We start from the raw sequence: 24359 nt of genomic DNA on the forward strand, positions 1-24359 counted from the left end.
CTCCTCCCGCTTTCAAAAAGAGGAGCAAAGAGACTTTGCAAGCAGGATATTAAACTTGACAAAATTGATTGAATTTATTGACAATAGTATCTTTTTTTGTGTACACTTTGCAAAAAAGGTTTACTATGAAAAAACTGCTCCTCTTTGCCCCATTGGCTCTTTTTGCTACGGTCGGAGACAATTTAGTGGGAGCAGGTGCGAAGTCGAGAGGTGTCGCTGGTGCCGGTATCGCTTCATACCAGGGAGCTGAATCCATCTTTATCAACCCATCTTTACTTTCCTTTGCGCAAAGAAGCAGTGTGGAAATAGGAACTACTTTTTTCATGCCGCAAGTCCATGCCAATGGATATAAAAGCAGGGCCGATTTCGAGTTGATACCCTATTTTGGATATATCAAGCCTTTGAATAGAGAAAGTGTTATTGGTTTAGGTGTGTTTAGTGTAAGCGGCATGGGTGTGGAGTATCAGGTCCCTTCCCTTGCGTATATGAAAACGCAATTTGGTTATGCGAAATTGATCGGAGCCTATGCAAAACAGTGGAGGAATTTAGGTATAGGGATAGGATGTAATATTTCATATGGTGCACTGCGTATGGCGGCAAATATGCCAAATCAACTTGGCGATAGGTTGAGCAAAGATATCGGATTTGGACTCAATATGGGATTGCATTATAGTTGGAGAGATATTACTTTGGCAGCTACCTTCACCTCTCCTGTATCTATGAAATACAGTCGTGTTTTTGATTTCAATCATGACGGGGGAAAAGAGAATTTCCATCTTACTCAACCAGCAGAAGCGGGTGTAGGTATTGCCTATCACAAGGATGGATGGTATGTTATGGTAGACTATAAAAGGGTATTTTGGTCTCATGCGAAAGGATATAAAGATTTTAATTGGAAAAGTCAAAATGTCTATGCAGTAGGTTTTCAAAAGAGTTTTGGGAAAATTACTCTACGTACAGGATACAGTTATGCTACAAAAGCCATGCACGGCTTTACAAATAGCAATGTGGAGGGGGTCCCTTTTCGTGCTCAAGATATTGCGTTTTTCAATCTCGTAGGGTTTCCAGCGATCACAAAGCGGCACATAAGTTTTGGAATGACAACGGATATAAAATCTTATAAACTGCATCTCTCATGGCTTTATGCACCAAAAGAACATCTTGCAAACGGATCTCTGGAAGCTTCCAATAGGCAAAGTTCACTCACTATAGGGATAGAGTATACTTTTTAGTTACCCTATTTTTTGCAGCGATTGGAATTCATCACACCCTTGCCCAACCATGCATCTTTTTTGCCGTTAATGCTGTTTTGTCTTGATATTCGATCGGATTGATCGCTATGTAGTTGAGTTCTTGCAAAAGCGATTCCAATGCTTCAGCCTCTTCGTTTTGAACCAATATAATGAGATCGGCTGCATTTTTCATCATGCGGTATATTTTCCGAAAAAAAAGCTCTTTATCTTGTAGTTTCCCAATATCGTATGGGACAAAAATGGTATCAAACATCATGGAGCGCTGATTGTAACGCTCTTTGTTTTCATCGATTCTTCGAAGTTTGCCTCCTTCCACATCTTGTAAGGTTTCGAATATCTCATCTTCTAAAGCGGCAATTTCCAAATAGTGTCCTTTTTCTTGACAAAAATTGGCTAATTCCAAGGTGCTTTCTTTGTCTTCGGCAAAAAGATAGACACGAACTCCTGGTAGCCTTGGAATGATTGAAAAGAGTTCTTTCATGATTCCTCCATCCATATGAGTGAAACAAATCTTCCTGTTTGGCCATCGCGCCGATAGGAAAAATAGTTGTGATTGCAACTGGTGCAAATATTGTAATCTTGAATCGATTCTACCCCACCATCTTTTAACTGTTCATAAATCATAGCAGCTATATCTAAATATCTATTTCGTTTTATAAACCGTTTTGGATAGGTTTGTGCCATTTGTTCAGATACCTCATAACAGCAGCTGTGAATACCGGGAGATAGGATTGCTTTGATATTGCGCGCACCAAGATTTTTCATCTGCTGGATGGCTTTGGTTACTATTTTTTTCGTTGTCCCTGCCCTGCCCGCATGGAGTGCGGCAATAATTCCCTTTTCATCATACAGAAGCACACCAAAACAGTCTGCACTCATAACAGCCAGTCCCAAATTTGGTGTTATCGTTATCAATCCATCACAGGATGGCGGATCTTGCAGAGCATCGATGAAAACTATTTTGTCTGAATGGATCTGGTTGGCAAACTGAATCTGTGAGAGTTTGGTTTTTTGTTTCAAAATTTCTCTATTTTTTTGTACATCCTCCGTATTGTCTCCTACGTGCAAGGCAAGATTGAAGGTATCGTATGGCGCTTTGCTTACCCCGCCCCACCTGGTTGTAATAAGCGTTTTAATCTTCATAGTTTCTTACTATCAAGAATCAACGTGACCGGTCCATCATTGATAATTCCCACCTCCATCATCGCTCCAAATATTCCTGTTTTTGTAGGGATATGTTTTGCCAGCTCCTTGCAAAAAGTCTCATACAGCTCTTTTGCCTCTTTTGGAGGCATTGCAGCGGTAAAATCTGGGCGATTTCCTTTTTTTGCATTGCCTGCCAGTGTAAACTGAGATACAACTAAAACCTCTCCATTTACTTCTAAAATATTTTTATCCATTTTGCCTTCACTATTGGGAAAGAGTCGAAGCTTGACAATTTTTTTGACCAGTTTTTGAATATCATCTTCAGTGTCTTCTTTCATTACGCCCAGTAAAATGTTATAACCGATACCTATATGAGATATCTCTTTATTTTCTATCTTGATCCAAGAACTTTTGACACGCTGAATAAGAGCGACCATAATCTTCCTTATATAAAATCCAAATCTTCTATACTATTAACAACTTTATATATTAGCTTACTATTATTATCTGTTTGACGATCGGAAAGATAAGAAAAATGTTTTCTCGCATACTCTATTTTTGCTTTTTCTTTGCCTCTGAGCTCCATCGATTTTAAACTTCCTTTGGTTTCGGCAATAAAAAAGATAGTCTTTTGCTTTTTAAAAAGAATGGCAAAATCTGGATTGTAGTATCCTGCTGGAGTTGGAATTTTAAATTTACTTGGCAGTTTTGCATAAACAATAATATCGCTTGCTTCCAAATCTTTGGCAAAAGCTTTTTCTATTTGTGAGTCAAATTTCAAATAATCATAAATATGCTTTTTAACTTTTATAATATCTTCATCAATTTTGCCTTTGAAATTATTTATTGTAAAAATCTCACTCTCAAATTTACCACTTACATCGTAATTGATAGCACTGATGAAGATGGTGGCTTTTTCTTCTTCGATAATGTCGCGCACTTTGATGATGAAATCTTCTGGATTGATTTTAAATAGATCAAATTTACTGGGATTGATACCTTGCAAAATTTTCGCAATTGTTTCTCTTTTTAGATATGTAGCACGGCTAAGTTCTCCTAAAAGGTCATATCTGATATCGTTTAGAGCAATATCACTTTGCAAAACTACTCTTTTTTTAGCTTCAAACATATCTTCATCAAGCCGTATTTTTTCTTTTTGCTCATTTTCAACTATCTCAATTTTTACTTTTTTAACTTCTAATTCTTTGTTGATTCGCCCAATCACATTTTCTATCAACTCATTGCTATCAAAATCGATTCTATAGGTTGTTTTGAATTTGATTTTGTTCCAAAACTCTTCAAATTTTGTAAAGTTTTGATTAGGTTTGAGACTTTCAACTTTTATATTTTTTGCTTTTTCATCTTCTATTACATTTTTTAGAACACTTGAAGCATCGATTTTTTGGATAAGTTTTATGATCTCATTTTTATATTCTTGTAAATTTGAGGGAATTTCAAGATCACCTTTTTTAATATCTTCTCTTAATTTATCAGTCAAATAGAAATTCTCATCAATATAGTCGTGTTTAATAAAATTATAAACTAGTTTTCTCGCCATCTCTTCATCTATCTCTCTATCTTTAAGCCTCAAGCCTTTAATATTTTCAACAGTAAACGTAAGTGGTCTATCAATATCTTCAAAAAATTCATTTTGTAATGCTTTAGCAAAGCTTTCATAATTCTCGTTTGCTATAACAGTTAAGTTATTGATATCAAAAAACTCATCTCCTAGAACTTGCTTATCCATTCTATAGCCGTTTCTATCTACACAAATTCTAAGTCCCCTTCCAATCTCTTGTCTTTTGGAGATTGTCGATCTTGAGTAGCGTAGAGTGCAGATTTGGAAAATATTTGGATTGTCCCACCCCTCTTTAAGTGCTGAATGTGAAAAGATAAATCTCACAGGCGTATCAAATGAAAGAAGCTTTTCTTTGTTTTTCATAATCAATTCATATGCATCTTCGTCATTTTCTTTAGCGTCCTTGAGCCTTCCTTTTTTATCGATACTAAAATATCCTTCATGGATTTCATCTGTAGTGAAGCTATCCAAATATGCAAAATAGTCTTGATTAAAGAGACTTTGCATCTCTTTCTTTAACTTTTCATATTCCTCTTCAAAAATCTTCGCATACTCTCCTTTTGCTTGGGGTGCATCATAATCACGGTACTTTTTTACTTCATCGATAAAAAAGAGACTTAATACTTTTATACCTCTTTTAAAAAGGATTTGCTCTTTTTCAAAATGGCTTTTGATAGTTTCACGTATTTGGATGCGTTTTAGCAACTCTTCATTTACTTCACCTTGGGCGACACCAGGTTTTAAAACAATGCCGTTTATAAGTTTTACTTCATTAGTTAGACCATTTATCTCTTTGATAACAAATCCGTTTTTATATTCAGTGAGGTTATTTGAGAGTTCATAGAAATTGTCTCCCTCTTTAAGTGTTTTCAATACTCTCTTAACTCCATTTTGTTGCTTTACTTCAAATTCTATTCTTGCTTTTGGATAGTACTTGTCACTCAAAATTATCTCATCAAGATAGAGATATCCTGTAGTTGCTGTTGTGTTTTTAACCTCAATCCCTTTGACACTTATCTTTTTGACTAGTTTTTTTTCAAATGCATCAATTGCATCAAGTTTATAGACTTGATTAAGAACATTTTTGTGCGTAGCAGAGTAGCGCAAAACAAAAAGCGGATCAAACTCTTTGATTTTTTCTTCAGATATTTTTCCAAACTTTTGCGGCTCATCTATAATGAGTATAGGACGTGTTGATCGAATCACATCGATGGGTCTGTTTGAATTCATCAAATCAAGCTCTTCATAGATTTTTCTTGCTTCTTTAGCTCTTGTAGCAAATGCTTGATAGTTCATTATCATCACCCAAATATCATTACTTTTGGCAAAACTCTTAATATTGCTAAGATTAGTTGGTCTTTTGGTATCATAGATAAAAAATCGAAGCTTTTTATTGTAAAGCTCTTTAAAATGATCTTGTGTTATTTCTAAACTTTTATGCACTCCTTCACGAATCGCAACACTTGGCACCATAATGATAAATTTTGAAAATCCATAACGCTTATTGAGTTCAAATATAGTTCTGGTATAGACATAAGTTTTCCCTGTTCCTGTCTCCATTTCAACAGTGAAGTTGAGTCCTTGAAGTCTTTTAGAAGGTTTAATGGCGTTTCTTTTTTGAATGGTTTTAAGATTAGTTAAAATCTCTTCATTACTTATTAAAAGATTTGGATTTGCAAAAGTGTTGTATATAATCTCTTCTTCAATAAGCCCATCTTTTTTTAGTTCTTTATCAAAAATATTTTTTATTAGCTCTTTTTTAGGTTGTCCATCAAATAGATCACATACGCTATTTACTGCATCGATTTGATATTGTTGCTCTTTGAAGTGGAGTTTCATAAGGTTCCTTTATTGGCAATTTTGTCACTTATTTTTATTTTAGTGACAAATTCCATATTTTTTGTCGCTAATAAAATTTTTAGTGACACATTTGTCACTAAGCAATGATTTTTAATAATTCATCGAAATAGAAAGTTTTATTTCTCTCTTTTTCATCGCTAGAAATGATTTTTTTATCTATTAAAAAGCTAATGACTCTATATATAGATCTCTTTTCTATACCTGTTTGATTTTCCATTTTTTTAGATGAAAAAATAGGAGTTGAAAAAAGAAAATCTAATACCTTTATACTATTTTTAGGAGTTGGCATATCAACTATTTCATTTTTTAATTCATTATAGAGTGTAACAATTTTGTTGATTTTATTTATGTTATTTATAGATTGTTGTGTGATTGCTTTAAGAAAAAACTGTATCCAACTCTCCCAATCTTGCTCTTTTGATACATTATTTAGATAGTTATAATAATCTTCTCTATGAGTTTCCAAATATTCACTTAGATAAAACATAGGCATACCAATAATATCTTTGCTATACAAAAATATAGGTATTAAAATTCTTCCAGTCCGTCCATTTCCATCCCAAAATGGATGAATAATTTCAAATTGTGCATGTATGATTGAAAGCTGAACTAATGTATCTTTTTCTTCATAATGCATATATTTTTCTAAGTTTGTCATGTATTCATCTATTAATTGAGGATCAGGAGGAATATATGTAGCATTTTGGATATCAACTCCTTTTTTCCCTATAAATACTTGTCCATTTCTAAAATTTCCTGGATTTTTATTTGAACCTCTAACACCACTAAGCAAAATTTTATGAATCTCTTTGATAAGTCTTACTGAAAGTGGCAACTCATTTAATCTTGTTATGGCATATTCTATAGCTTTTCTATAATTTATAACTTCTTGAATATCTGCAAAATTTTTTACTTCTTTTGTAGGATTTGCCTCATAATTTAATACATCTTCAAAGGTAGCCTGAGTCCCTTCGATTTTAGAAGATAAAACAGCCTCTTTTATAGTCAAAGGCGCTAAAAGTAATTTGGGATTAGGAATAATTTGTAATAATCCATCATATTTTGCTAAAGCTCTATTTGCTTTTGCAATATCTTCTATTAAAAATTCCCAATTTATATTTTTTAAAGGAAGTTTTTGTGGAATATATGGTTTCATTATAAATCCTTTAGTCTATTTTTTAAAATATAATAATTCCCTTTTGTTTTCCCAATTTTTTCTAAAATTCCTTTTTTAACCATATTGCTTAAAATTTCTCTTGCTCTCTCAATTTTTATTATTTTTTTATTATTGCTAACTCTAATTATTAGTTTTTTGTCGGCGCTATTGCCAAAAGCTACTACAGTTTTTGCTACTGTTTCAGTATTGTGCAAAAATACTGGTAATTTTTTGATAAATTCTACTCTTGCTTGCATAGATTGAACGAACTCTTTCAAGAAGTTCATCAAAAATAATCTTTTTCAAAATATTTACCTTGTTTAAGTCTTTCATCATCAAGTACAAATCCTTTTGCAATAAACTCTTTTAAAACTTTTGTAGCCCATATTCTAAATTGTATTGCTCTTTTGGAGTTTACTTTATAACCGACCGCTATTATTGCATCAAGGTTATAGTATTTTGTTTGATATTTTTTACCATCTATAGCAGTATGTTTCAAAATGGAACTAACTGAACTCTTTTCTAATTCTCCACTTTCAAAAATATTTTTTAATTGTTTTGTAATAGCTGGCCTTTGAACTCCAAACAGCTCCGCCATCTGCTTTTTCGTGGCCCAAATTGTTTCATCTTTTATAAAAACTTTTAGTTTTACATTTTCGTTTTGATCTGTGTAGATGATGAAGTTTTGTGTCATTGAGTTGCCTTTTAATCAACAACTTTTAATAAACATTCGAAATACTCTTTATCTTCGTTTTGTATAGTTTCAATAATTATGTTTATTATTTCAATTATTTCTTCTATATCTAAAGGTTTCCAAGCCCTTTCAATGTATGTTAAATGTGAAAATTCATTTACAACTCTATTTATCTTTTCTGCTTCTCCATTAGTACCAAAAAAATTAAGTTTTTCTATTGTAAGTCCATCGTTATCGGGAAATTTATAAAACATATAATATTCTAAAAACTTTCTTAATGCATTAGGTATATCATAAAATTCATTATAAGTATTATTGATTCTACCTTTTACTGTTTCAATGCTTCTTCTTTTATTTTCATTATATAGTTTATAAATCTTCTCAAAAGTAAAATGTAATTCAGTAGTGTAGTTTTTTATATATTTTGGTAGTAATTTAATTGTACTGTTTGAAATATTTTGTTTTTTAATTCTTTCAATTAAAAAATATTCTATATCATCTTTATTATCACTTGTTTTTGGGATAGTAATGCTTTTCAAATATCTTAAAAAGTCTAAATTATGAGTAGAAATATAACATTGTAAGTATTTTTTTTCTTTTGTAATATGTTTTTCAATTAATGCATAAATAGAAAAAATATGATTATTATCTAGGCTAGATACAGGATCATCAATATAAATTATTACATTATTTTCATTATCTAATTTATTTTTTGCTTTTGCTAAGAAGTAACAAAATGCAATTAAACTTTGTTCTCCATTACTTAATTTTTTTGATTTTTTATTTTCTCTTAATATTTCATAAAAAACTTGTTTTTCATTTTTTTCATTAATGCTTAATTTTAAATGAGAAGTGGTGAGATTTAAAAATTTATTTATTAATTCAATACTTGCTTTTTCATCATTTAATGAATCTTCTAGTTCATTTATTTTATCTAAAATTCTGTTTTTACATTCTGTTATTTTTGATAATCTTAATTGCCAAAATTGTTTTTTATGCTCATATTTTCTAATTTTTTCTTTTGTATCAAAATAATTTATATCAGATAAAAATTTTTTTATTTCGTTTAATCTTAATTCTAGTTTTGACTTATGTTGTTCTTCTAATAAATTATTGGTATAGGAATTGTTTTTTTCTATTAAGTTTTCTAATTTTTCAAAAAAATTATCAAATTTTTTTACCAAAGAGCTATAGTTTTCAATTATTTTATAATCAACACTTAGAGATTTTGTTTTGTTTTTTAACTTTTTGTCTAATAATTTTATTAAGTTATTTTTAACAATTTCAAATTCATTATTTAATTTACTAAATTGTTTAAAAAATTCTTTCAAATTTTCTTTATATAATTCATAAAATTGTTCTTCTTTTAAATTTAAATGAATATTAATGCTTTCAATTTCTTTTTTTAGCTCTTCTATTTGATTTTCAAACTCTTCATGTGCTTTATCAAAATGTCTATCTAATTCGTCATATCTTAAATCTTCTATTGTATTACCGCAAAATGCACAAATTTTACTTTTATTTTTATGTAAATTTATTCCTTGTTTAACCCATTGTTCTAATTCATAGTTATTTAATAATTCTTGAATTATTTTTGATGGTTTAATTTCTTTTGATAGAACATTTTTTACTTTTTCTATTAAAGTTCCAAGTTTTTTATATTCATTCGGTATATGAAAGTATATCTTGTTTTTTTTGTCCTCTTTGATTATTTTCTCATATTTTTTTTGTATTGACTCGTCTAAAAAAGTAAACTTCGTTCCTTCTCTTTCAATTATATACTCAATATCATTTTTGATGGAAGTTATATTATAAGTCGCTATCCCATATAGTTGATGTTTTATATATTTATTTGCTTTATCCTGAAGAGATTTCGTCAAATTGCTTTTTTCATTTTCATAGAGTTTAAAACTACTGTTATATTCTTTTTCTATTTTACTAATAAGTTTTTCTATTTTTTCAAATACATTTTTACAATTCTCAATTTCTTTTAATATTTCTTGATTTTCTTTACCAATTTTAACTTTAAAAGATTTTATATTTTTAGTATCATCATAAAAAAAACCTAAATTATCTTTTATAAAATCGTCATTATATACCAATATATTTAAATTAGCTTCAAAAATTTCATCTTGATTTTTTACTATATTATTCGTCAAATATATGTTAAATTTTGGATTTTTAATAAAAGATGGATATTTTTTTTCTTCAATACTTCTGAAAATTCTTGATAGAGTTGTTTTACCAGAATAATTTCTTCCATATATAATATTTAATTTTTTAAAAGTTGTATTATTTAACTCGGGATTTTGTCTCCATCTAAAATCTTGATAAATACCAAAGCTTTCAATATCAAGTTTTTCAATCATTTTGTTATCCTTTTACACCACCCATATATCTGTTTCTGGGCTTTGCTCTTTGAAAATTTGCTCAAAATTTATTTTATCACTATCGCTTTTGAAACTGCTATCTTTTAGCACGACTTTAAGTGGCTGGTATTTGACTAACTCTTTTGCCAAGTTTTCATCGATATTTTCATCAAAAGAGGATATAAGAGTATTGTTTTGCACAAAATAGACTTTTTTGCCCAAAATCTCTTTTGCTTCAATCTCTAAAGTAAGCTCAAATCCAAGATTTAAGATTACTTCAAAAAGTAGATCAAGATCAGTTCTATCTGGTTTGATGTTATCGATTGTTTCAAAGAGATTTTCTTGAGTAATTTCGCTTATATCTTTGTTTTCTTTGAAGTTTGAGGTATCGACTTTGAAGTAGCGAAAGCCTGTATCTAGGAATTGGGAATTAGGAATTTGGAATTGGGATTTTATTTTTTGAGCGGCTCGGATAATACGTTCTCTTCCAATTTCTGCGATTGTTCTAAATCCGGCTTTATAGGCTTCGCTTTTTTCATCAACCTTTTCTGGGATTTGTATCATAATAAATTGTCTGTTTCCGCCATCTTCTGCGTTTAGCTCAATTACTGCATGAGCTGTAGTAGCTGAACCGCTGAAGAAGTCGAGGATGATGTCGTTTTTGGAAGTAGAAATATGTAAAATTCTTTTAATGAGTTTAACCGGTTTAGGATAGTCGAAAAATGCTTTATTATCAAATAACTTTTTAGTTTCTTGTCGCGCCTCCTGTGTATGTCCTACTTCGGAGTTGTACCAAATTGATTTTGGAACAAGACCCTGTTTTATTTCTGATAAAAATCTTTTGATACTTGTACGTTATTACCATTTTCACCGAACCATATTCTATTATCCTTTAATAACTCTTCAAATTTCTGTTTGCTTACAGACCAACTTCTTCCTGGAGGAGGTAATACTGTTCTACCACTTGGAGTGATAATTTCATATATATCTTTTTCAGTTTTTCTTGCTACACTCAAGTCACTGCTTTTCCAAGGTCCTCTTGGATCATTATCAGGGTTTTTATATCGTGATTTTTGTTCTTCTGTCATTGGCAATAAATTTCTATTAAATTTTTCTTTGTTTTTTGCATAGCAAATAATTTGTTCATGATTTAAGGAAAAATATTTTGCATCATTTTGTGGAGAATATTTTTTTTCCCAAATGATTTCTTGAATATAGTTTTTCTCCCCAAACACCTCATCACACAAGTGCCTTAGATTATGCACCTCATGATCATCAATTGAGATAAAAATTACTCCATCAACTCTAAGTAGATCTTTAGCAATCAAAAGCCTTTCATACATCATACTGAGCCAATCACTATGAAATCGCCCGTTTGAGTCAGTATTTTTAAATAGCTTTACTCCATCTTCATCTACTGCTTCAATCTCTTCTTCATATTCATCTTTGCTTTGTTTAAAATTATCTTTGTAGATAAAATCTTTTCCGGTGTTATAGGGAGGATCGATATAGATCATTTTAACTTTACCCAGGTAGCTTTCTTGTATAATTTTTAAAGCCTCAAAATTATCCCCTTCGATATAGAGATTTTTTGTTTTCTCAAATTCAACCGATTTTTCTATAACCGGGCGTAAAGTTTTATTTATAGGAGTGTTGACTTTTAAAATCGATTCTTTTTTACCCACCCAGTTTAAGCCATATCGCTCTTTGCATCCATCAATTACATGATCACTTAACATCTGCTTTAAAAGTTCAAAATCGACTTTGCCTTCTTTAACCACATTTGGAAAAATTTGCGCTAATTTTTGTATATTTTTTTGTGCTAAACTTGGAGTAGATAAATGAAGTTTTTTCATTTTTATCCTTAGTTGAGTTTAAATTAAATTAACTTATCATAAAGGCTAAATCCTTAGAAAGCTATAAAGGAAAGAGTATGGTATTTCATGATCGGTTTGAAGCAGGTGAACTTTTAGCGCAAAAGTTAGCATCTTATGCAAAAGATCCAGATACTATTGTTATAGCTTTGCCAAGGGGAGGTGTACCAGTAGCCTATGTAATCGCAAAGCAGCTTGAGCTTCCTATGGATATCTTCTTTGTAAAAAAGATTCCATCACCCTACAATCCGGAAGCTGCTATCGGGGCAATTAGTGAAAATGGACTTGAATATCTTAATGAACGGGCCGTGATGATGCTCAATGTTTCAAGACCTTATATTGATGAGCAGATCCAAAAAATTATGGAGAAGATTAGGGAAAAAAGAGCACTCTATCGAAAGCCAAGAATTGATGTTAAGGGGAAAAGAGTTATTTTGGTGGATGATGGTGTGGCAACGGGTGCGAGTATGTATCTAGCTGCAAAAGCGTTAAAAGAGGAGGGGGCAAAGGAGGTGATTATCGCCGTTCCTGTTGCACCGCCAGACAGCATTGCACTGCTCAAAGAGGCAGCTGATAGGGTGGTTGTCCTTGATACGCCACCTGATTTTATGGCAGTAGGGCAGTTTTACAGGGATTTCCATCAACTTAGTGATGAAGAGGTGATGGAGTTGCTTTTAAAAGCAGATTAGCTTCCCCACAATCCTTTGATACCGCTGATAAGGAATTGGGCTGCGATCGCTCCCACGATAAGACCCATGATACGGGTCAAGATTTTGATGCCAGTGATGCCCAATACTTTATTGATAGTACCGGCATATCGAAGAGTCACATAAGTTACGATGGATGCTATGAAAATAGAGAGTATTAATATGCTGTATGAAAGGGTAGTGCCTAAGCTGCTTGCATTATTATGGCTTAGGACGATAATCGTTGCAATAACCCCTGGTCCAAAAAGGATAGGGATTCCAATTGGAACAATCGCGATATCCTCTTTGTCTTGCGCTTCTTGTTCTTCTTCTGGAGAGTGTCTATGTTTCGAGCCTTGTCCATAAGCCATATTGATGGCAATGATCATAAGAATCACGCCACCGATAATTTTGATGGAGTAGATATTGATTCCAAAAAACTTAAATACAATCTCACCACCGAAAAGTGTTATAAGGGATGCTATAAAAATAGTTAATGAAGCCTTTTTTGCAATCTCCATAATGGCTGATGAAGTAGGTGGAGCTATCATGGATATCATAATAGAGGCTGCCGCTATTGGATTGATGATAGTGATGAGTGCAATGATGTCATGAAATAAAATCGAGAGAGCAGCGGTATTCATTAATATCCTTTTTTATTGAAAATTGTAGCACAATATTTATAAGAATTAAGAATAATTTAAAGAGTTGTTTGGTATATTTACTTACTGATAGGTAAGGATGAGAGATGAGTAAAAAGGTTGAACTTTTGCAGATTGCGGCAAAACACTTTTCCAAATTTGGATATTCGGGTGTTTCGTTGGACAAGATCGCAAGAGAGGCAGGAATTACGAAACCTGCAATCTACTACCATTTTAAAAATAAAAATGAATTGTATGAAGCGGTATTGATATACCGTTTTGAAGGGCTTCTTGCTCATTTAATGACAAAAATAGAAGGTATGAAGCCTAATGAGAAATTAGTTCAATATATCGAAGGGTTTGGGGAATTCTTACAGCAATACCCATGTTTTGCCGCTGTATTGGCTCACGAATTTGCCGATAATGGGAAGCATATGAGTGATGTTGCTGCACAATATCTTTCGAAAACTCTCAATTTGCTGACATCGATTCTCAATGAAGGAATCGAAAAAGAGGAGTTTGCGATAGAAAATCCCATGGTGGTGCAGATGATGATCGTGAGCTCGCTCATTATGCATCAAACGACCAAAGAGCTTCGTAAGCGTGTGGCAAGTTTTGTAGAAGGGTATGAGGTAATGCCTGAACCAAATATAGAGGATTTTGCAAAACTGTTAGCTAGAAAAATGATTAAACTAGTAAGGAAAGTTCCATGAAAAAAATGTTTATCTTGTCGGTAGCTGCATTTGTCACTCTGCAGGCATCCCAGCTGCAAGAGCTTTTTAAAGCTTTAAAAACGAAGCCTGTTACTGAAGTGGACAGGATCGCCATAGATATTGCGAGACTGCAAAAGCAAAAGGTACAGGATAGTCTCTATCCGGAATTCAACCTCTTTGCCAGTTATGAATACTACAACCGTGATACAAACTTACGGCCAGTTCCGCCTTCGGAAGCCAACAGGCGCATAGCCAAAAAAGAGCCTCTCCCCTTTGCCAAAAATATCCAGCGAATTGGTGGGACGTTTTCAATGCCCCTGTTTGTTAAAAAACTTTTTACACTCCAAAAAAAGCTCGATTTTTTGATAGAGGCTGCAAAACTCAAAAAAGATTTAGATATTTATAAAAACGAAGCGATTCTGCTTGCAAGTTATGCAAATCTAAACTATTTGAAAGATCTCAAAAGAGCGCTCAAAGCCAGAAAAGCTTCGCTTCTTAAAACCTATGAAGATGTGAAAATAAAGGTTGAAAGTGGCAGAGCCGCGCCGATTGCTTTGGACAAGATCGAGTCTGTACTTGATAGTTTAGACATTGCTTTGGAAAATGTCAAAGCAAATGAAGCCAAAGCAAAAGAAGCAATTGAAAGCCTTACCGGAGTTGCGGTATCACAGGTTGAGCCTATAGTGCAAAAAAATACAATTGAAAAAAATGAACTTTTTGTATTGAAGCTTTTTGATCAAAAGATCAAAGCACAAAGAAAAGATGTAGAAGCTAGCAAAGATGAGTTTGTTCCAAAGCTGATTTTGCAAGGAAGTTATACGAAAGACTATGCTCAGGATGATGTGATGTTCGATAAAAGTATCGATACCGATTATGGAAGTTTGGCGCTCAAGCTTATTATACCGCTTTCAAAAGCAAATCTCACGCAAATCGAAATTGCAAAATCTGCTCTTTTAAAGGAGCAAAAACAAAAAGCTCAAACAAAACTTGAGCTTCAGGCCCAGGCAAATTCACTCCAAAAACAGCTTGCTTTCAATGAAAGAGCACAAAAACTTGCACAAAAAAAAGTCCACCATCAAGAAGAGCTTTTGCGCTATGCAAAAACGGCATATGATGTGGGAAGACTTACCCAAGAGGAGTACTTAAGATATGAAGAAGCTCTATTAGATGCTGAAGCAAATCTAGCTTCGTTCAAAGCAAAAAAATGGCAGATTGTTGGAAAACTCGCCGTACTTTACGGAAATGATTTAGAAAGGATTGTCAAATGAAAAAGTGGATTAAACTCCTTATCTTCTTACTGATTGTAGTGTTACTCATTATAGGTGCTGTAAGGCTTGTGAAAAAGAGAAAAGCCCAGGAAGCCGCGATTCCTATTGCAAAAGAGTATGCGGTATTGGTACACACACTGCAGCCAAAAACGAAGCATGTGACTCTAACAGCTGATGCGATAGCGGTAGTACAAAATGATGCAAACATAAAGATAGCTTCAAAATATTCAGGCCGAATTATTGCGTTAGCAAAAGTTGGAGCAAAGGTTAAAAAGGGGGATATTGTTGCCAGGCTTGATGATACTCCTTTGCAATCAAAACTGACAAGTCTCAAAGCGCAAAAAGAGGCTGTAACGCAAAGCATTGCTTCTACAAAAGTGGTTTTAAGCAATCTCAAAAAGATTCATGCAAGAACCAAAAAGCTTTTAGCTGTTAAGGGTGCTTCTATTGAGCAGTATGAAAAAGAGCAAAATCAAATTAGCGCTACAAAAGCACAACTTGCAAGCCTAAGAGCGAAATTGGCTTCTTTAAAAGAGAGTATAAAAGAGATTCAAAATGAGCGTACCTATACAACTTTACGCTCAAGCGTTGACGGTGTCGTTGCAAAACGATTTGTCAATGAAGGGGATATGGCGATGCCAGGGAAGCCAATTATTGCAATCAATAGTCAAAAAGAGAACTACTTGGTTGTTCGAGTGCCAAAAGATATAAAAATATATGGAGTTGTTTATAAAGGTAAAACCTATCCAGTAACTCCTCTTCAATCAACATTTAACTCTTTGGCAGAATATAAAGCCAATGTCAATGATAGCTCTTTAATTGCGGGAGAGCGGGTTAATGTAGCAGTAGTGACTTTTCAAGGCAAAGGGGTGCTTTTACCGCATGATGCAATTTTGAATCGCAATGGTAAAAGCTATATTCTGGTTGTAAAGGGCAATAGCGCCGAGGCAAAAGAGGTACATATCATAGAAAATGCCAATCAAGGTGTCGTTGTAAAAGAGAGTTTCAATGGCAAAAAAATCATTGTTGCAAAACCAGATATCATGCTTAAACTCTTAAGTGGAATAAAGCTTAAAGAGATAAAAGGATAGCGTATGTTTGAATATTTTTATAAACGGCCCTATCTGCTCTTTAGTTTAATTGTTGGCTTTTTTGTGATGGGGATTATTGGATTGAAAGCACTTCCAAAAAATCTTTTCCCTGATGCCAACAGACCTCAAGTCGTGGTCATTACATCAGTTCCGGGAGCAACGGCCGAGGTTGCAGCAAACACAGTAAGCAAGCCGATAGAAGAAGAGATTAGCCGAATCAGTCTCGTTCGGGATGTCAGCAGTGTGAATGTGGCAAACTTTTCCATTGTGAAGGCTGAGTTTGAGTATGAAAAGGGACTTGAAGCTGCAGCTGTGGATGTGGCAAACGCTTTATCCATTGCTAGAGGGAAACTTCCCAAAAACGCCAATCCTTCTATCTATACAGTAGGGGACTTTACGCTTCCTGTCGAAGTTGTGGCACTGAGTCCTAAAAATGGCAATATCAGCTTGGCTGAGATTCGAAAAATCGCCGAGTCGCATATCAAGCCATACCTTTTAGCCAATCCTCATATTGGAAATGTTGAGGTTTTTGGAGGATATCAAAGTGCCATCAATATCGAAGTGGATCCATTCAAAGCCAAAAAGTATGGCATTGATTTTGACGCATTGGCCAAAGCACTGTTTGCTCTCAATAAAGATATTCCAATAGGCTTTACTAAAAGCAAAGAGAGCTTTTATACCATTACCTATTATGGTGAAAAAGACAATATTGAAAAGCTCAAAAATCTTCATATCTTGCCAAATGTAAAATTGAGTGATATTGCAAAGGTATCTTGGAGCTATAAAAAGCGAACAAGCGGCTATCTTGGAAACGGTAAAAATGCGATTGCTTTGTCAATTCAGAGAGCGCCAGGCGGAAGTGTGTTGGATGTAAGTGATGCTGCAAGAGCAGAGATTGAAAAACTCAAAAAACTCTATCCGAATATCGATTTTGAGATTGCCGATACGCAACGAACACTCATTGAAACAGCCAATGAGAATATGCTTGAAGCCTTAAGAGATGCGATTATCTACACTCTTTTGGTGCTGCTTTTCTTCCTTGGAAACTTTCGAGCGATTATTGCCGCTGGGATCTCCATCCCACTCGTTTTCTTTGGTACCATAGCCATTATCTGGCTAGGAGGTGGAGAGCTCAATATCGTTATCTATACTGCTATCATTTTGGCTCTTGGGATGCTGGTTGACGATGCTGTCGTTGTGCTAGAAAACATCGAAAGGCATCTAGAACTCAACGAAGATATGCAAACGGCAATTGTCAACGGGACAAAAGAGGTTTTAGGACCGGTCTTTGCCGGAACTGTAGGAACTATCGCCATCATTTTCCCACTCATGTTTGTAGGTGATTTTCCAGAGCATATATTTAGGCCCCTTATTTCAACGCTTATTATTGCACTGCTTGTTAGCTACTTTTTATCCATTACCTTTATCCCACGCTTTTCAGCGGTGCTTTACAAAAATGGAACAGGCAAAACAAAAATAGAGCAGTGGTTTGAAAATGTCTATAAATATACTATCGGGCAGCTCATAGACCCATATATCAGTGTATTGAAATTTTCCAACGGCAAATGGTGGGCGCTTAGACGGATGCTTTTAACTGCTGCTGTGGTGCTCACTTTTGTATTGAGCCTCAAAAATGTTATGCCGCTCATCGGTAAGGATGTGATGCCTCCTATGGATACGGGGATTATCAAAGCGCAAGTAGCGTTCAGTGCCAATGAGACGGTAGATAGCGCCGAGAAAAAACTGCACAAATTTTTGGTTTGGCTTCATAAACAGCCATGGGTGAAATCTAGCTCCGTTGCCTTTGGTAGCGAGTCTGGGGTATTGAGTCTTGGAAGCGGAAATCTTCCCAGTGAAGCGACAATCACTATCAATGCAGTAGATAGATTCCACAGAAACAAAACTATTTGGCAGCTCGAAGATGAGATCCGAGACAAAATCGCCCAACTTCCGGGTGTGAAGAAAAACGATGTTTTTGATTTTGGTGCAACTGCCCTTTCAACCATTAAAGCGCCTCTTGATATTCGTATAAAAGCTGCCGATTACGAGAAGCTGCCAGATAAGGCGAAAGAGATTATCGATGCGATACGAAATGTAAAAGGGCTCACTTCTATTAGCCAAAGCTGGGATAAAGATTTTCAAGAGGTGGTTATCAACATCGATAAAAATAGAGCGCTCTCTTATGGGATGACGCCGTATCAAATCGCTATGCAGATTCCACTCAAAGGGCAAGTCGTCTCATTGGCTGCCGATATGGCTACGATGAATACGCAGTTTGTGAGAATGTATCTCAAAGGCAAGTTCAATGAAAATATCCAAAACCTCAGGCTTTTGCCAATCAAAACAAAATTTGGCGAAATTCCTTTAAGCGAATTTGCAAAAATCTCTTATCAATTAACTCCTGCAAAAATTGAAAGAGATAAACTACTCTATAGCATTGATGTGAATGGCTATCGAGCAAAAAGACCGGTTACACACATCACAGATGATGCGAATAAAGCGTTGCAAAAAGTGGATACAACCGGCTTTGTCGTAACGCAAGAAGGAGATATCGCTCAGCTGCATGACAGCTTTAAGCGAATGATCAAGGCGATTGCTATCGGTGTTATCATTCTTATTATGACGCTTACAGCTATCTATGAGTCTGTAAGACTGGCAATCATTATGATTTTGGTGTTGCCACTCTCTATGATAGGGGCTGCATGGGGAATGCTTGTTTTCCACAAACCGAGCTGTATGCCAAGTATGGTAGGGTTGCTGCTTCTGTTTGGTATCATCATCAAAAATGCGGTACTGCTCATTGACTTTTACAAAGAGTATGAAAAAGAAGGCAAAAGCCCATTTGAAGCGGCGATTGAGAGTGTTAAGGTGCGATTTCGCCCTGTTATGATGACAGCATTTGGAACGATTGCCGGGATGATTCCAATCGCTTTAGAGCAAGCGGTAGGGTTAGAGCGACTCAGTCCACTTGCAGATGTGGCAATCGGCGGGCTTTTGGTAGGAACGCTTTTGACACTTATTTATGTACCAATGTATGCATATATCACAGATCCTAGAAATAAAAAGACAAATCCGATAGAAAAAATTACTGAATAAGGAGAAAAGATGCAAACACCAACACCAGAGCAAGTGATGAATATGATGAAAGATCGATTCGGATCTTTGCCAAAATCGATTGAAGAGGCAAGTAAAGTTGATCCAAGTTTGATTGTAGAGCAAGCCATCAGCTCAAAGCTTAGCATGCAAAGCGAAAAAAATGCTCTTGATCCAAAAACAAGCACATTAGTGTTTTTAGCCGCTGCTTTGGCTTTGGGCAATGAAGAGTGTGTGGAACTCAATACAAAAGCTGCCAAAAAAATGGGAGCAAGCAATGAAGAGATTCTTTCAGTCATTCGTATAGTGCGCCATGCAGCCGCAAGCAGTGTGGTAGGAGTGGCTGAAGCGGCACTAAAAAATCTACAAGAGTAAAGATGCCTCATTGGCTGGATAGCCTTTTGGCATCGCACTCTTTTTTGGCATTTTTCGGAGCGTTTGCTGCGGGAAGCCTGAGTGCAGCGGCTCCATGCTCACTCATTTCCGTCCCTTTGCTGGTTGGAACCGTTTTAGCGCTTAATAAAGATTTATCAGGTCGTAAAAAGATCCTCTTTACCTATCTTTTTTCTCTCTTTTTTGCTTTGGGAGTTGTTGTTAGTTTTTCCATTTTAGCCTTTTTGGTTGCCAAATTTGGCTATTTTTTCTCAATTGCTCCTATGTGGGCATATTGTATTGCAGGAGGAGTGAGCATATTGATTGGGCTGTATGCATGGGGTCTTTTTGGTGAGATTGAAAAAAACAAAATAATCGAAAAGCTTGTTGGATTCCGCCTTTTTGGAGGTTTTTTGATAGGTATTGTTTTTGGACTCATAAGCACCCCTTGCGCATCGGCTCCTTTGGTAGCAATTATCACTTTGGCGGCAAACAGCCACTATGTGTATGCATATATGCTTGTTTTTAGTTTTGCTCTTGGGCATTCACTGCTGCTTCTAATTGCAGGAGTTTCAGTGGGATTTGCACAAAGAGTTGTCTCAAACAAAACAGTAGCAAAGCTCTCTACTCTTTTGAATAAAAGTTTTGCTCTTGTTTTGATTGGGTTTGGATGCTATTTTTTCTATAGAGGTTTTCAGCAATTATGAAAGGGTAATAATGAAACAGCTACTGTTTGTGCTTATACTATCACTTTTTGCAGATGCAAAAATGCTTCCATCTACGCCTTTTAATGAAATTCAAAAAGCGATTGCTTCTGGAAAACGGGTTTTGGTTGAAGTTGGATCAGACCACTGCTTGAGTTGTCAAAAAATGGGAAAGCTGCTTTATACCATTAAGCAAGAGCATCCAAATTTTCAAATATTTTTTTTAAATATCGAACAAAATCGAGATGCAGCAAAAAAGTTGCAAATTATGCTTATTCCAACACAGATTTTGTACGAAAAGAAAAAAGAGGTCTATCGCCATATCGGAGTGCTTTCCAAAAAAGAGGTTATAGAACTTTTGAAATAATAGCTTAGAAGATTATGCATGCGATCGAAAAAAAGAATATGTCAACAAAATGATGAAAAAGGAAAAAACACTAATCTCCACTCCAGAGGTATAGCAGCATTAGCTGCAGCTTTTGGTGTAGTGGCATTTTGGAGAGGAAGCTGGATGCTTATGGATAAGTATCTTTTTCCAAATAACGATCTGTTGAGTGCTCTTGTAAGTATTGTAGGCGGTATTGGAATCATTTTGTTTTTAAGTTACGAATTTGAGGATCTTTTTTGAAAAGAGAAGATATGAAAACAAACAAAGGAGTCAAAGATGCCAGATCCAAGATTTTTAAAACCGTGGCATGGAATACCAAGAGAAGAGATAGATTGGCATCCCACTGTCGATCATGACAGATGTATAGGGTGTGCAACATGTGTGACAGGATGCAACAGGCTTGTGTATAGATATGATTTTGAAAACGAAAAATCGATTGTCTATGATCCGTTGAACTGTCTTGTAGGATGTACCACCTGCCATAATACTTGCCCGGTAGATGCCATATCTTTTCCGCCATTTGATGTCGTTTTAGATCTTGAAAAAAGAGTCGATGAGCATCATGCAGTTGAAGATGATCTATTTACTCGAAGAGATATTTTGGAATACAAAGATGCTAAACCTGCGCCAAAAGAGCAAGCAAAAATTGTTGATAAAGAGATCAGAGGTGATGTGACAATTTTAAGATGTGATCTTGGAAATGTGCAAAATATACGAGCCGGGCGTTATATAGAGCTTGAAATTCCGGGTAAGAATTGGCTTGGAAGGAGCTATTCTGTTGCAAATGTTCCTTTCTCTGACGGATATGTCGAGTTTCATATCAAAAAGGTTCCAGGAGGAAGATTTAGCGAATATGCCTATAATGACTTGAAAAGAGAGGAATCCCTCATTGCAAAAGGGCCGTACGGAAAGTTTGTGTGTGATTCGCAAAACAGACTCTATTTCGTGGCTCTTGGTGTAGGGCTTGCACCGCTTATCGGAATGATACGGGAGGTACTTTTAAAAGATCAAGATAGAGATATCAAACTGTTTTGGGGAGTAAGCCGATCAAAAGATTTCTACTATTTGGATGAGATTAACGAGCTTGCCCAAACATATAAAAATTTCAAACCCATTTTGGTGGCGAAAGAGTATGATGTTGCATTTAAACTGCCAAAACATGGACAGTTTTTCAAAAAAAGAGCACTGGAGGCTTTTTTAGAAGAGATTTTTGATACCGATAGGGACTACTATATAGCAGGACCTTTTGGAGCATTGAATACGTTTAAAAAAGTGCTTATGAAAAACGGAGTGGACGAGAGTAAAATACATACAGAGATATAGATGAAAAGAGCACTCTCTCAATCTTTGAAAAGTTTTTTCAAGATATTACCGATGTTAATAGGTGTTATCGGAGTTGTCGGCATTTTCAAAGTTTTCATCACTCCCGATCTGCTTGCATCTTTGTTTACCGAAAAACCGTTTTATGATACCTTCATAGGCCTTTTTGCCGGAGCCATTGCCGTTGGGCAGGCAATTATAAGTTATATATTAGGTGGGGAACTTTTAGAAAGCGGTGTGTCGATATATGGAGTGACGGCGTTTATTTTGGCTTGGGTTACTCTTGGAATCGTGCAGCTGCCGCTGGAAGCAAGTGTGCTTGGTATTCGATTTACCATTCTTAGAAATATTTTGGCTTTTGTTTTTACTTTTTTGGTTACCATCGCTACCGTTTGGACGCTGGAGCTTTTGGGATGAAGGGAAAATGGTTTTTGCTCATCGTCACTGCAAGCTATATGTTGCTTTTTCTCTTTTTCCCTCAAAAAGCTTCTTTGGCTTTGCAGGAGTCTTTTTATCTTTTGATGAAAATCACTCCTATTTTAGCCGTTGTCGTTTTAATCAATGCCCTTATCAACTTTTTTATCGACCCGAAAACATTGGCAAAACATCTAAGCCGTGAGGGCGGGATAAAAGCATGGATCATAGCACTGTTTGCCGGGATTTTAAGCCACGGTCCCATGTATGCATGGTATCCGCTGATAGAAGATTTAAAGAAAAAGGGGCTAAGGGATTCTTTAATAGCCCTCTTTTTTTATGCAAGAGCTGTGAAACTGCCGCTGCTTCCATTGATGGTGCACTATTTTGGATTAACTTTTACAATAGTGTTGAATATATACATAATCATAGGAGCCCTATTGCAAGGGATGATTGTTGAAAGAATAGAAAATGAGTGATAAAACAGTAAACCAAAAAGAGACTCCGACCCTTTGGCAGCTTTGTTGGACATATTTTCTTTTAGGTTTGACTGCATACAGTATGGCGATGCTGCAGCAGTTAAAAGACCTTATCGCAAGAAAAGGATGGCTGAGTCAAGAAGAGATAGATGAGGGGCTGGCTATGGTGCAGCTCTATCCTGGACCCATTTTTGTCAATCTGGCTACCTATTCAGCCTATCGAATTAAAGGATTTTTTGGCGCTGTTTTGGCTACTTTTCTTTTTATTTTGCCATCTTATCTATTGATGCTGCTCTTATCGTGGCTCTATTTTCGATATGGTCATATCGGATGGGTTCATCCCATCTTTATTGCCATAGAGGCGATGGTAGTAGGGATTGTTTTACAAGTAACGATCGATTTTTCCAGCCGATATATTGATGGAGGCAAAACTGCACTGATAGCCGGTATCGCGCTTATATTGATGCTGTATGGTATGAATGCCTTTTGGATTATCATAGTTGCCGCAGTACTTGGACTATTCTTTTTTTCTTTAAAAACTTCTCAAAAGAATAATGGAAACATAAAAGAGTATGAAGTAGTGTTTCCTGGCAAATGGCAGTGGCGTATGGTAGCTATTTTTCTTGCAGGTTCCATTTTTGTACTGCTTTTTGTAGCAGGATATATATGGCATACCGAGTCTGGGGAGCTGCTTTTTTCTATGTTCAAAGTGGGAGCAGTAGCTTTTGGCAACGGAATGACCATAATGCCGCTGCTGCAGCAAGAAGCGGTAGTTTCGCATCACTGGCTGACATTGAAAGAGTTTGCAGATGCAATAGCTTTTGGTCAGATTACACCAGGACCCTTCCTCATTACCGCTACTTTCATCGGTTATAAAGTCAGTGGAGTTTTGGGAAGTGCTTTGGCTACCGTTGGAATGTTTTATCCCTCCTTTTTTTATACTCTTGTTATGAGTGAAGTGTATGGGAAGATCAAAAACTTGGCTCTGATTCGCAATGCTTTAAAAGGGATATTGGCTGCGTTTACAGGTATGCTTGTTTTTGTTCTGTTAAGCCTGGGCAAAGTTGCTCTCATAAATCCTGCAACCTATATATGGGCGGTTGGAGCTTTTTTGGCAGTACGATACTGGCGGATAAATATACTATGGATCTTTTTAATCGGTGTTGTGGCTAAGCTTATACTGTATTTTAAGTGATGAGAGAGTGGCAAGAGTTTATGGACGCAATGCATCATACCAACAAACAGTGTCTCAAGATATG

General features: G+C 35.2%; 24 protein-coding genes and 2 pseudogenes. 14 read left to right on the top strand and 12 right to left on the bottom strand.

Annotation, left to right across the window (positions count from 1 at the left end; genetic code table 11):
- Nucleotides 1-125: 125 nt before the first annotated feature.
- A complete protein-coding gene (locus JG735_RS00305) occupies nt 126-1232 on the top strand; it encodes an OmpP1/FadL family transporter (RefSeq protein ID WP_201334892.1) in 1107 nt (368 codons plus the stop codon).
- 31 nt (nt 1233-1263) lie between these two features.
- Here JG735_RS00305 and JG735_RS00310 read toward each other — a convergent pair whose 3' ends face one another.
- From JG735_RS00310 to JG735_RS00355, 11 genes and pseudogenes are all read right to left on the bottom strand, one after another.
- Entirely contained in the window at nt 1264-1734 is a 471-nt protein-coding gene (locus JG735_RS00310; RefSeq protein ID WP_201334893.1) for a hypothetical protein, read from the bottom strand.
- On the bottom strand, nt 1731-2396 hold the full coding sequence (gene pgeF / locus JG735_RS00315) for a peptidoglycan editing factor PgeF (protein WP_201334894.1): 666 nt from the start codon (nt 2394-2396) through the stop codon (nt 1731-1733). Before pgeF ends, JG735_RS00310 begins: the two co-directional genes overlap by 4 nt.
- Nucleotides 2393-2836 carry a D-aminoacyl-tRNA deacylase gene (gene dtd / locus JG735_RS00320; RefSeq protein WP_201334895.1) on the bottom strand — a complete coding sequence of 148 codons (444 nt, stop codon included), beginning with the start codon at nt 2834-2836 and terminating at the stop codon, nt 2393-2395. The genes pgeF and dtd overlap by 4 nt, the downstream gene beginning before the upstream one ends.
- Before the next feature lie 8 nt (nt 2837-2844).
- Nucleotides 2845-5817 (bottom strand): DEAD/DEAH box helicase family protein, encoded by a 2973-nt coding sequence (locus tag JG735_RS00325; RefSeq protein ID WP_201334896.1) that lies wholly within the window; start codon nt 5815-5817, stop codon nt 2845-2847.
- Nucleotides 5818-5914: 97 nt separating this feature from the next.
- Nucleotides 5915-6994, bottom strand: coding sequence for a Fic family protein (locus JG735_RS00330; protein WP_201334897.1), 1080 nt, complete (start codon nt 6992-6994; stop codon nt 5915-5917).
- The gene (locus JG735_RS09715; protein ID WP_236584059.1) at nt 6994-7272 is read right to left on the bottom strand and encodes an ATP-binding protein; all 279 of its coding nucleotides are present in this window, start codon (nt 7270-7272) and stop codon (nt 6994-6996) included. Before JG735_RS09715 ends, JG735_RS00330 begins: the two co-directional genes overlap by 1 nt.
- Nucleotides 7202-7688 (bottom strand): annotated as a pseudogene (locus JG735_RS00340) (virulence RhuM family protein); the annotation flags it as partial. The pseudogene JG735_RS00340 and the gene JG735_RS09715, both read right to left, overlap by 71 nt.
- An 11-nt stretch (nt 7689-7699) precedes the next feature.
- Complete coding sequence (locus JG735_RS00345) at nt 7700-10057, bottom strand: AAA family ATPase (RefSeq protein WP_201334900.1); 2358 nt, start codon at nt 10055-10057, stop codon at nt 7700-7702.
- 12 nt (nt 10058-10069) lie between these two features.
- Nucleotides 10070-10621: a hypothetical protein gene (locus JG735_RS00350; RefSeq protein WP_236584061.1), complete on the bottom strand. Its 552-nt coding sequence runs from the start codon at nt 10619-10621 to the stop codon at nt 10070-10072.
- A gap of 39 nt (nt 10622-10660) precedes the next feature.
- A pseudogene (locus JG735_RS09920) lies at nt 10661-10903 on the bottom strand (DNA methyltransferase); the annotation flags it as partial.
- Nucleotides 10879-11913, bottom strand: a complete 1035-nt coding sequence (locus JG735_RS00355) for a site-specific DNA-methyltransferase (RefSeq protein WP_201334901.1) — start codon at nt 11911-11913, stop codon at nt 10879-10881. The pseudogene JG735_RS09920 and the gene JG735_RS00355, both read right to left, overlap by 25 nt.
- A gap of 77 nt (nt 11914-11990) precedes the next feature.
- On the opposite strand from JG735_RS00355, the gene JG735_RS00360 reads away from it, so the two are divergent.
- Nucleotides 11991-12620, top strand: coding sequence for a phosphoribosyltransferase (locus JG735_RS00360; protein ID WP_201334902.1), 630 nt, complete (start codon nt 11991-11993; stop codon nt 12618-12620).
- On the opposite strand, the gene JG735_RS00365 is transcribed toward JG735_RS00360, so the two are convergent.
- Nucleotides 12617-13261 (bottom strand): MarC family protein, encoded by a 645-nt coding sequence (locus tag JG735_RS00365; protein WP_201334903.1) that lies wholly within the window; start codon nt 13259-13261, stop codon nt 12617-12619. The genes JG735_RS00360 and JG735_RS00365 overlap by 4 nt on opposite strands.
- 104 nt (nt 13262-13365) lie before the next feature.
- Between JG735_RS00365 and JG735_RS00370 the strand changes: the two genes are divergently transcribed.
- From JG735_RS00370 to chrA, 12 genes are read left to right on the top strand one after another with little or no spacing between them, the layout of a single operon-like run.
- Entirely contained in the window at nt 13366-13971 is a 606-nt protein-coding gene (locus tag JG735_RS00370) for a TetR/AcrR family transcriptional regulator (protein WP_201334904.1), read from the top strand.
- Nucleotides 13968-15239, top strand: coding sequence for a TolC family protein (locus JG735_RS00375; RefSeq protein WP_201334905.1), 1272 nt, complete (start codon nt 13968-13970; stop codon nt 15237-15239). Before JG735_RS00370 ends, JG735_RS00375 begins: the two co-directional genes overlap by 4 nt.
- Entirely contained in the window at nt 15236-16330 is a 1095-nt protein-coding gene (locus JG735_RS00380) for an efflux RND transporter periplasmic adaptor subunit (protein WP_201334906.1), read from the top strand. The genes JG735_RS00375 and JG735_RS00380 overlap by 4 nt, the downstream gene beginning before the upstream one ends.
- A gap of 3 nt (nt 16331-16333) precedes the next feature.
- Entirely contained in the window at nt 16334-19426 is a 3093-nt protein-coding gene (locus tag JG735_RS00385) for an efflux RND transporter permease subunit (protein ID WP_201334907.1), read from the top strand.
- 9 nt (nt 19427-19435) lie between these two features.
- A complete protein-coding gene (locus tag JG735_RS00390; protein WP_201334908.1) occupies nt 19436-19798 on the top strand; it encodes a carboxymuconolactone decarboxylase family protein in 363 nt (120 codons plus the stop codon).
- A 2-nt stretch (nt 19799-19800) separates the two neighbouring features.
- Entirely contained in the window at nt 19801-20502 is a 702-nt protein-coding gene (locus tag JG735_RS00395; protein ID WP_201334909.1) for a cytochrome c biogenesis CcdA family protein, read from the top strand.
- 10 nt (nt 20503-20512) lie between these two features.
- Nucleotides 20513-20866, top strand: coding sequence for a thioredoxin family protein (locus JG735_RS00400; protein ID WP_201334910.1), 354 nt, complete (start codon nt 20513-20515; stop codon nt 20864-20866).
- Nucleotides 20867-20884: 18 nt separating this feature from the next.
- On the top strand, nt 20885-21127 hold the full coding sequence (locus JG735_RS00405) for a hypothetical protein (RefSeq protein ID WP_201334911.1): 243 nt from the start codon (nt 20885-20887) through the stop codon (nt 21125-21127).
- 36 nt (nt 21128-21163) lie between these two features.
- Entirely contained in the window at nt 21164-22210 is a 1047-nt protein-coding gene (locus tag JG735_RS00410) for an FAD-binding oxidoreductase (RefSeq protein WP_201334912.1), read from the top strand.
- Nucleotides 22211-22624, top strand: a complete 414-nt coding sequence (locus JG735_RS00415; protein ID WP_201334913.1) for a permease — start codon at nt 22211-22213, stop codon at nt 22622-22624.
- Nucleotides 22621-23100 carry a permease gene (locus tag JG735_RS00420; protein ID WP_201333111.1) on the top strand — a complete coding sequence of 160 codons (480 nt, stop codon included), beginning with the start codon at nt 22621-22623 and terminating at the stop codon, nt 23098-23100. Before JG735_RS00415 ends, JG735_RS00420 begins: the two co-directional genes overlap by 4 nt.
- Entirely contained in the window at nt 23093-24295 is a 1203-nt protein-coding gene (chrA, locus tag JG735_RS00425) for a chromate efflux transporter (protein ID WP_201334914.1), read from the top strand. The genes JG735_RS00420 and chrA overlap by 8 nt, the downstream gene beginning before the upstream one ends.
- The last annotated feature ends 64 nt before the right edge of the window (nt 24296-24359 follow it).

It is taken from the genome of Nitratiruptor sp. YY08-10 (genome assembly GCF_016629565.1).
Classification (GTDB): Bacteria; Campylobacterota; Campylobacteria; order Campylobacterales; family Nitratiruptoraceae; genus Nitratiruptor.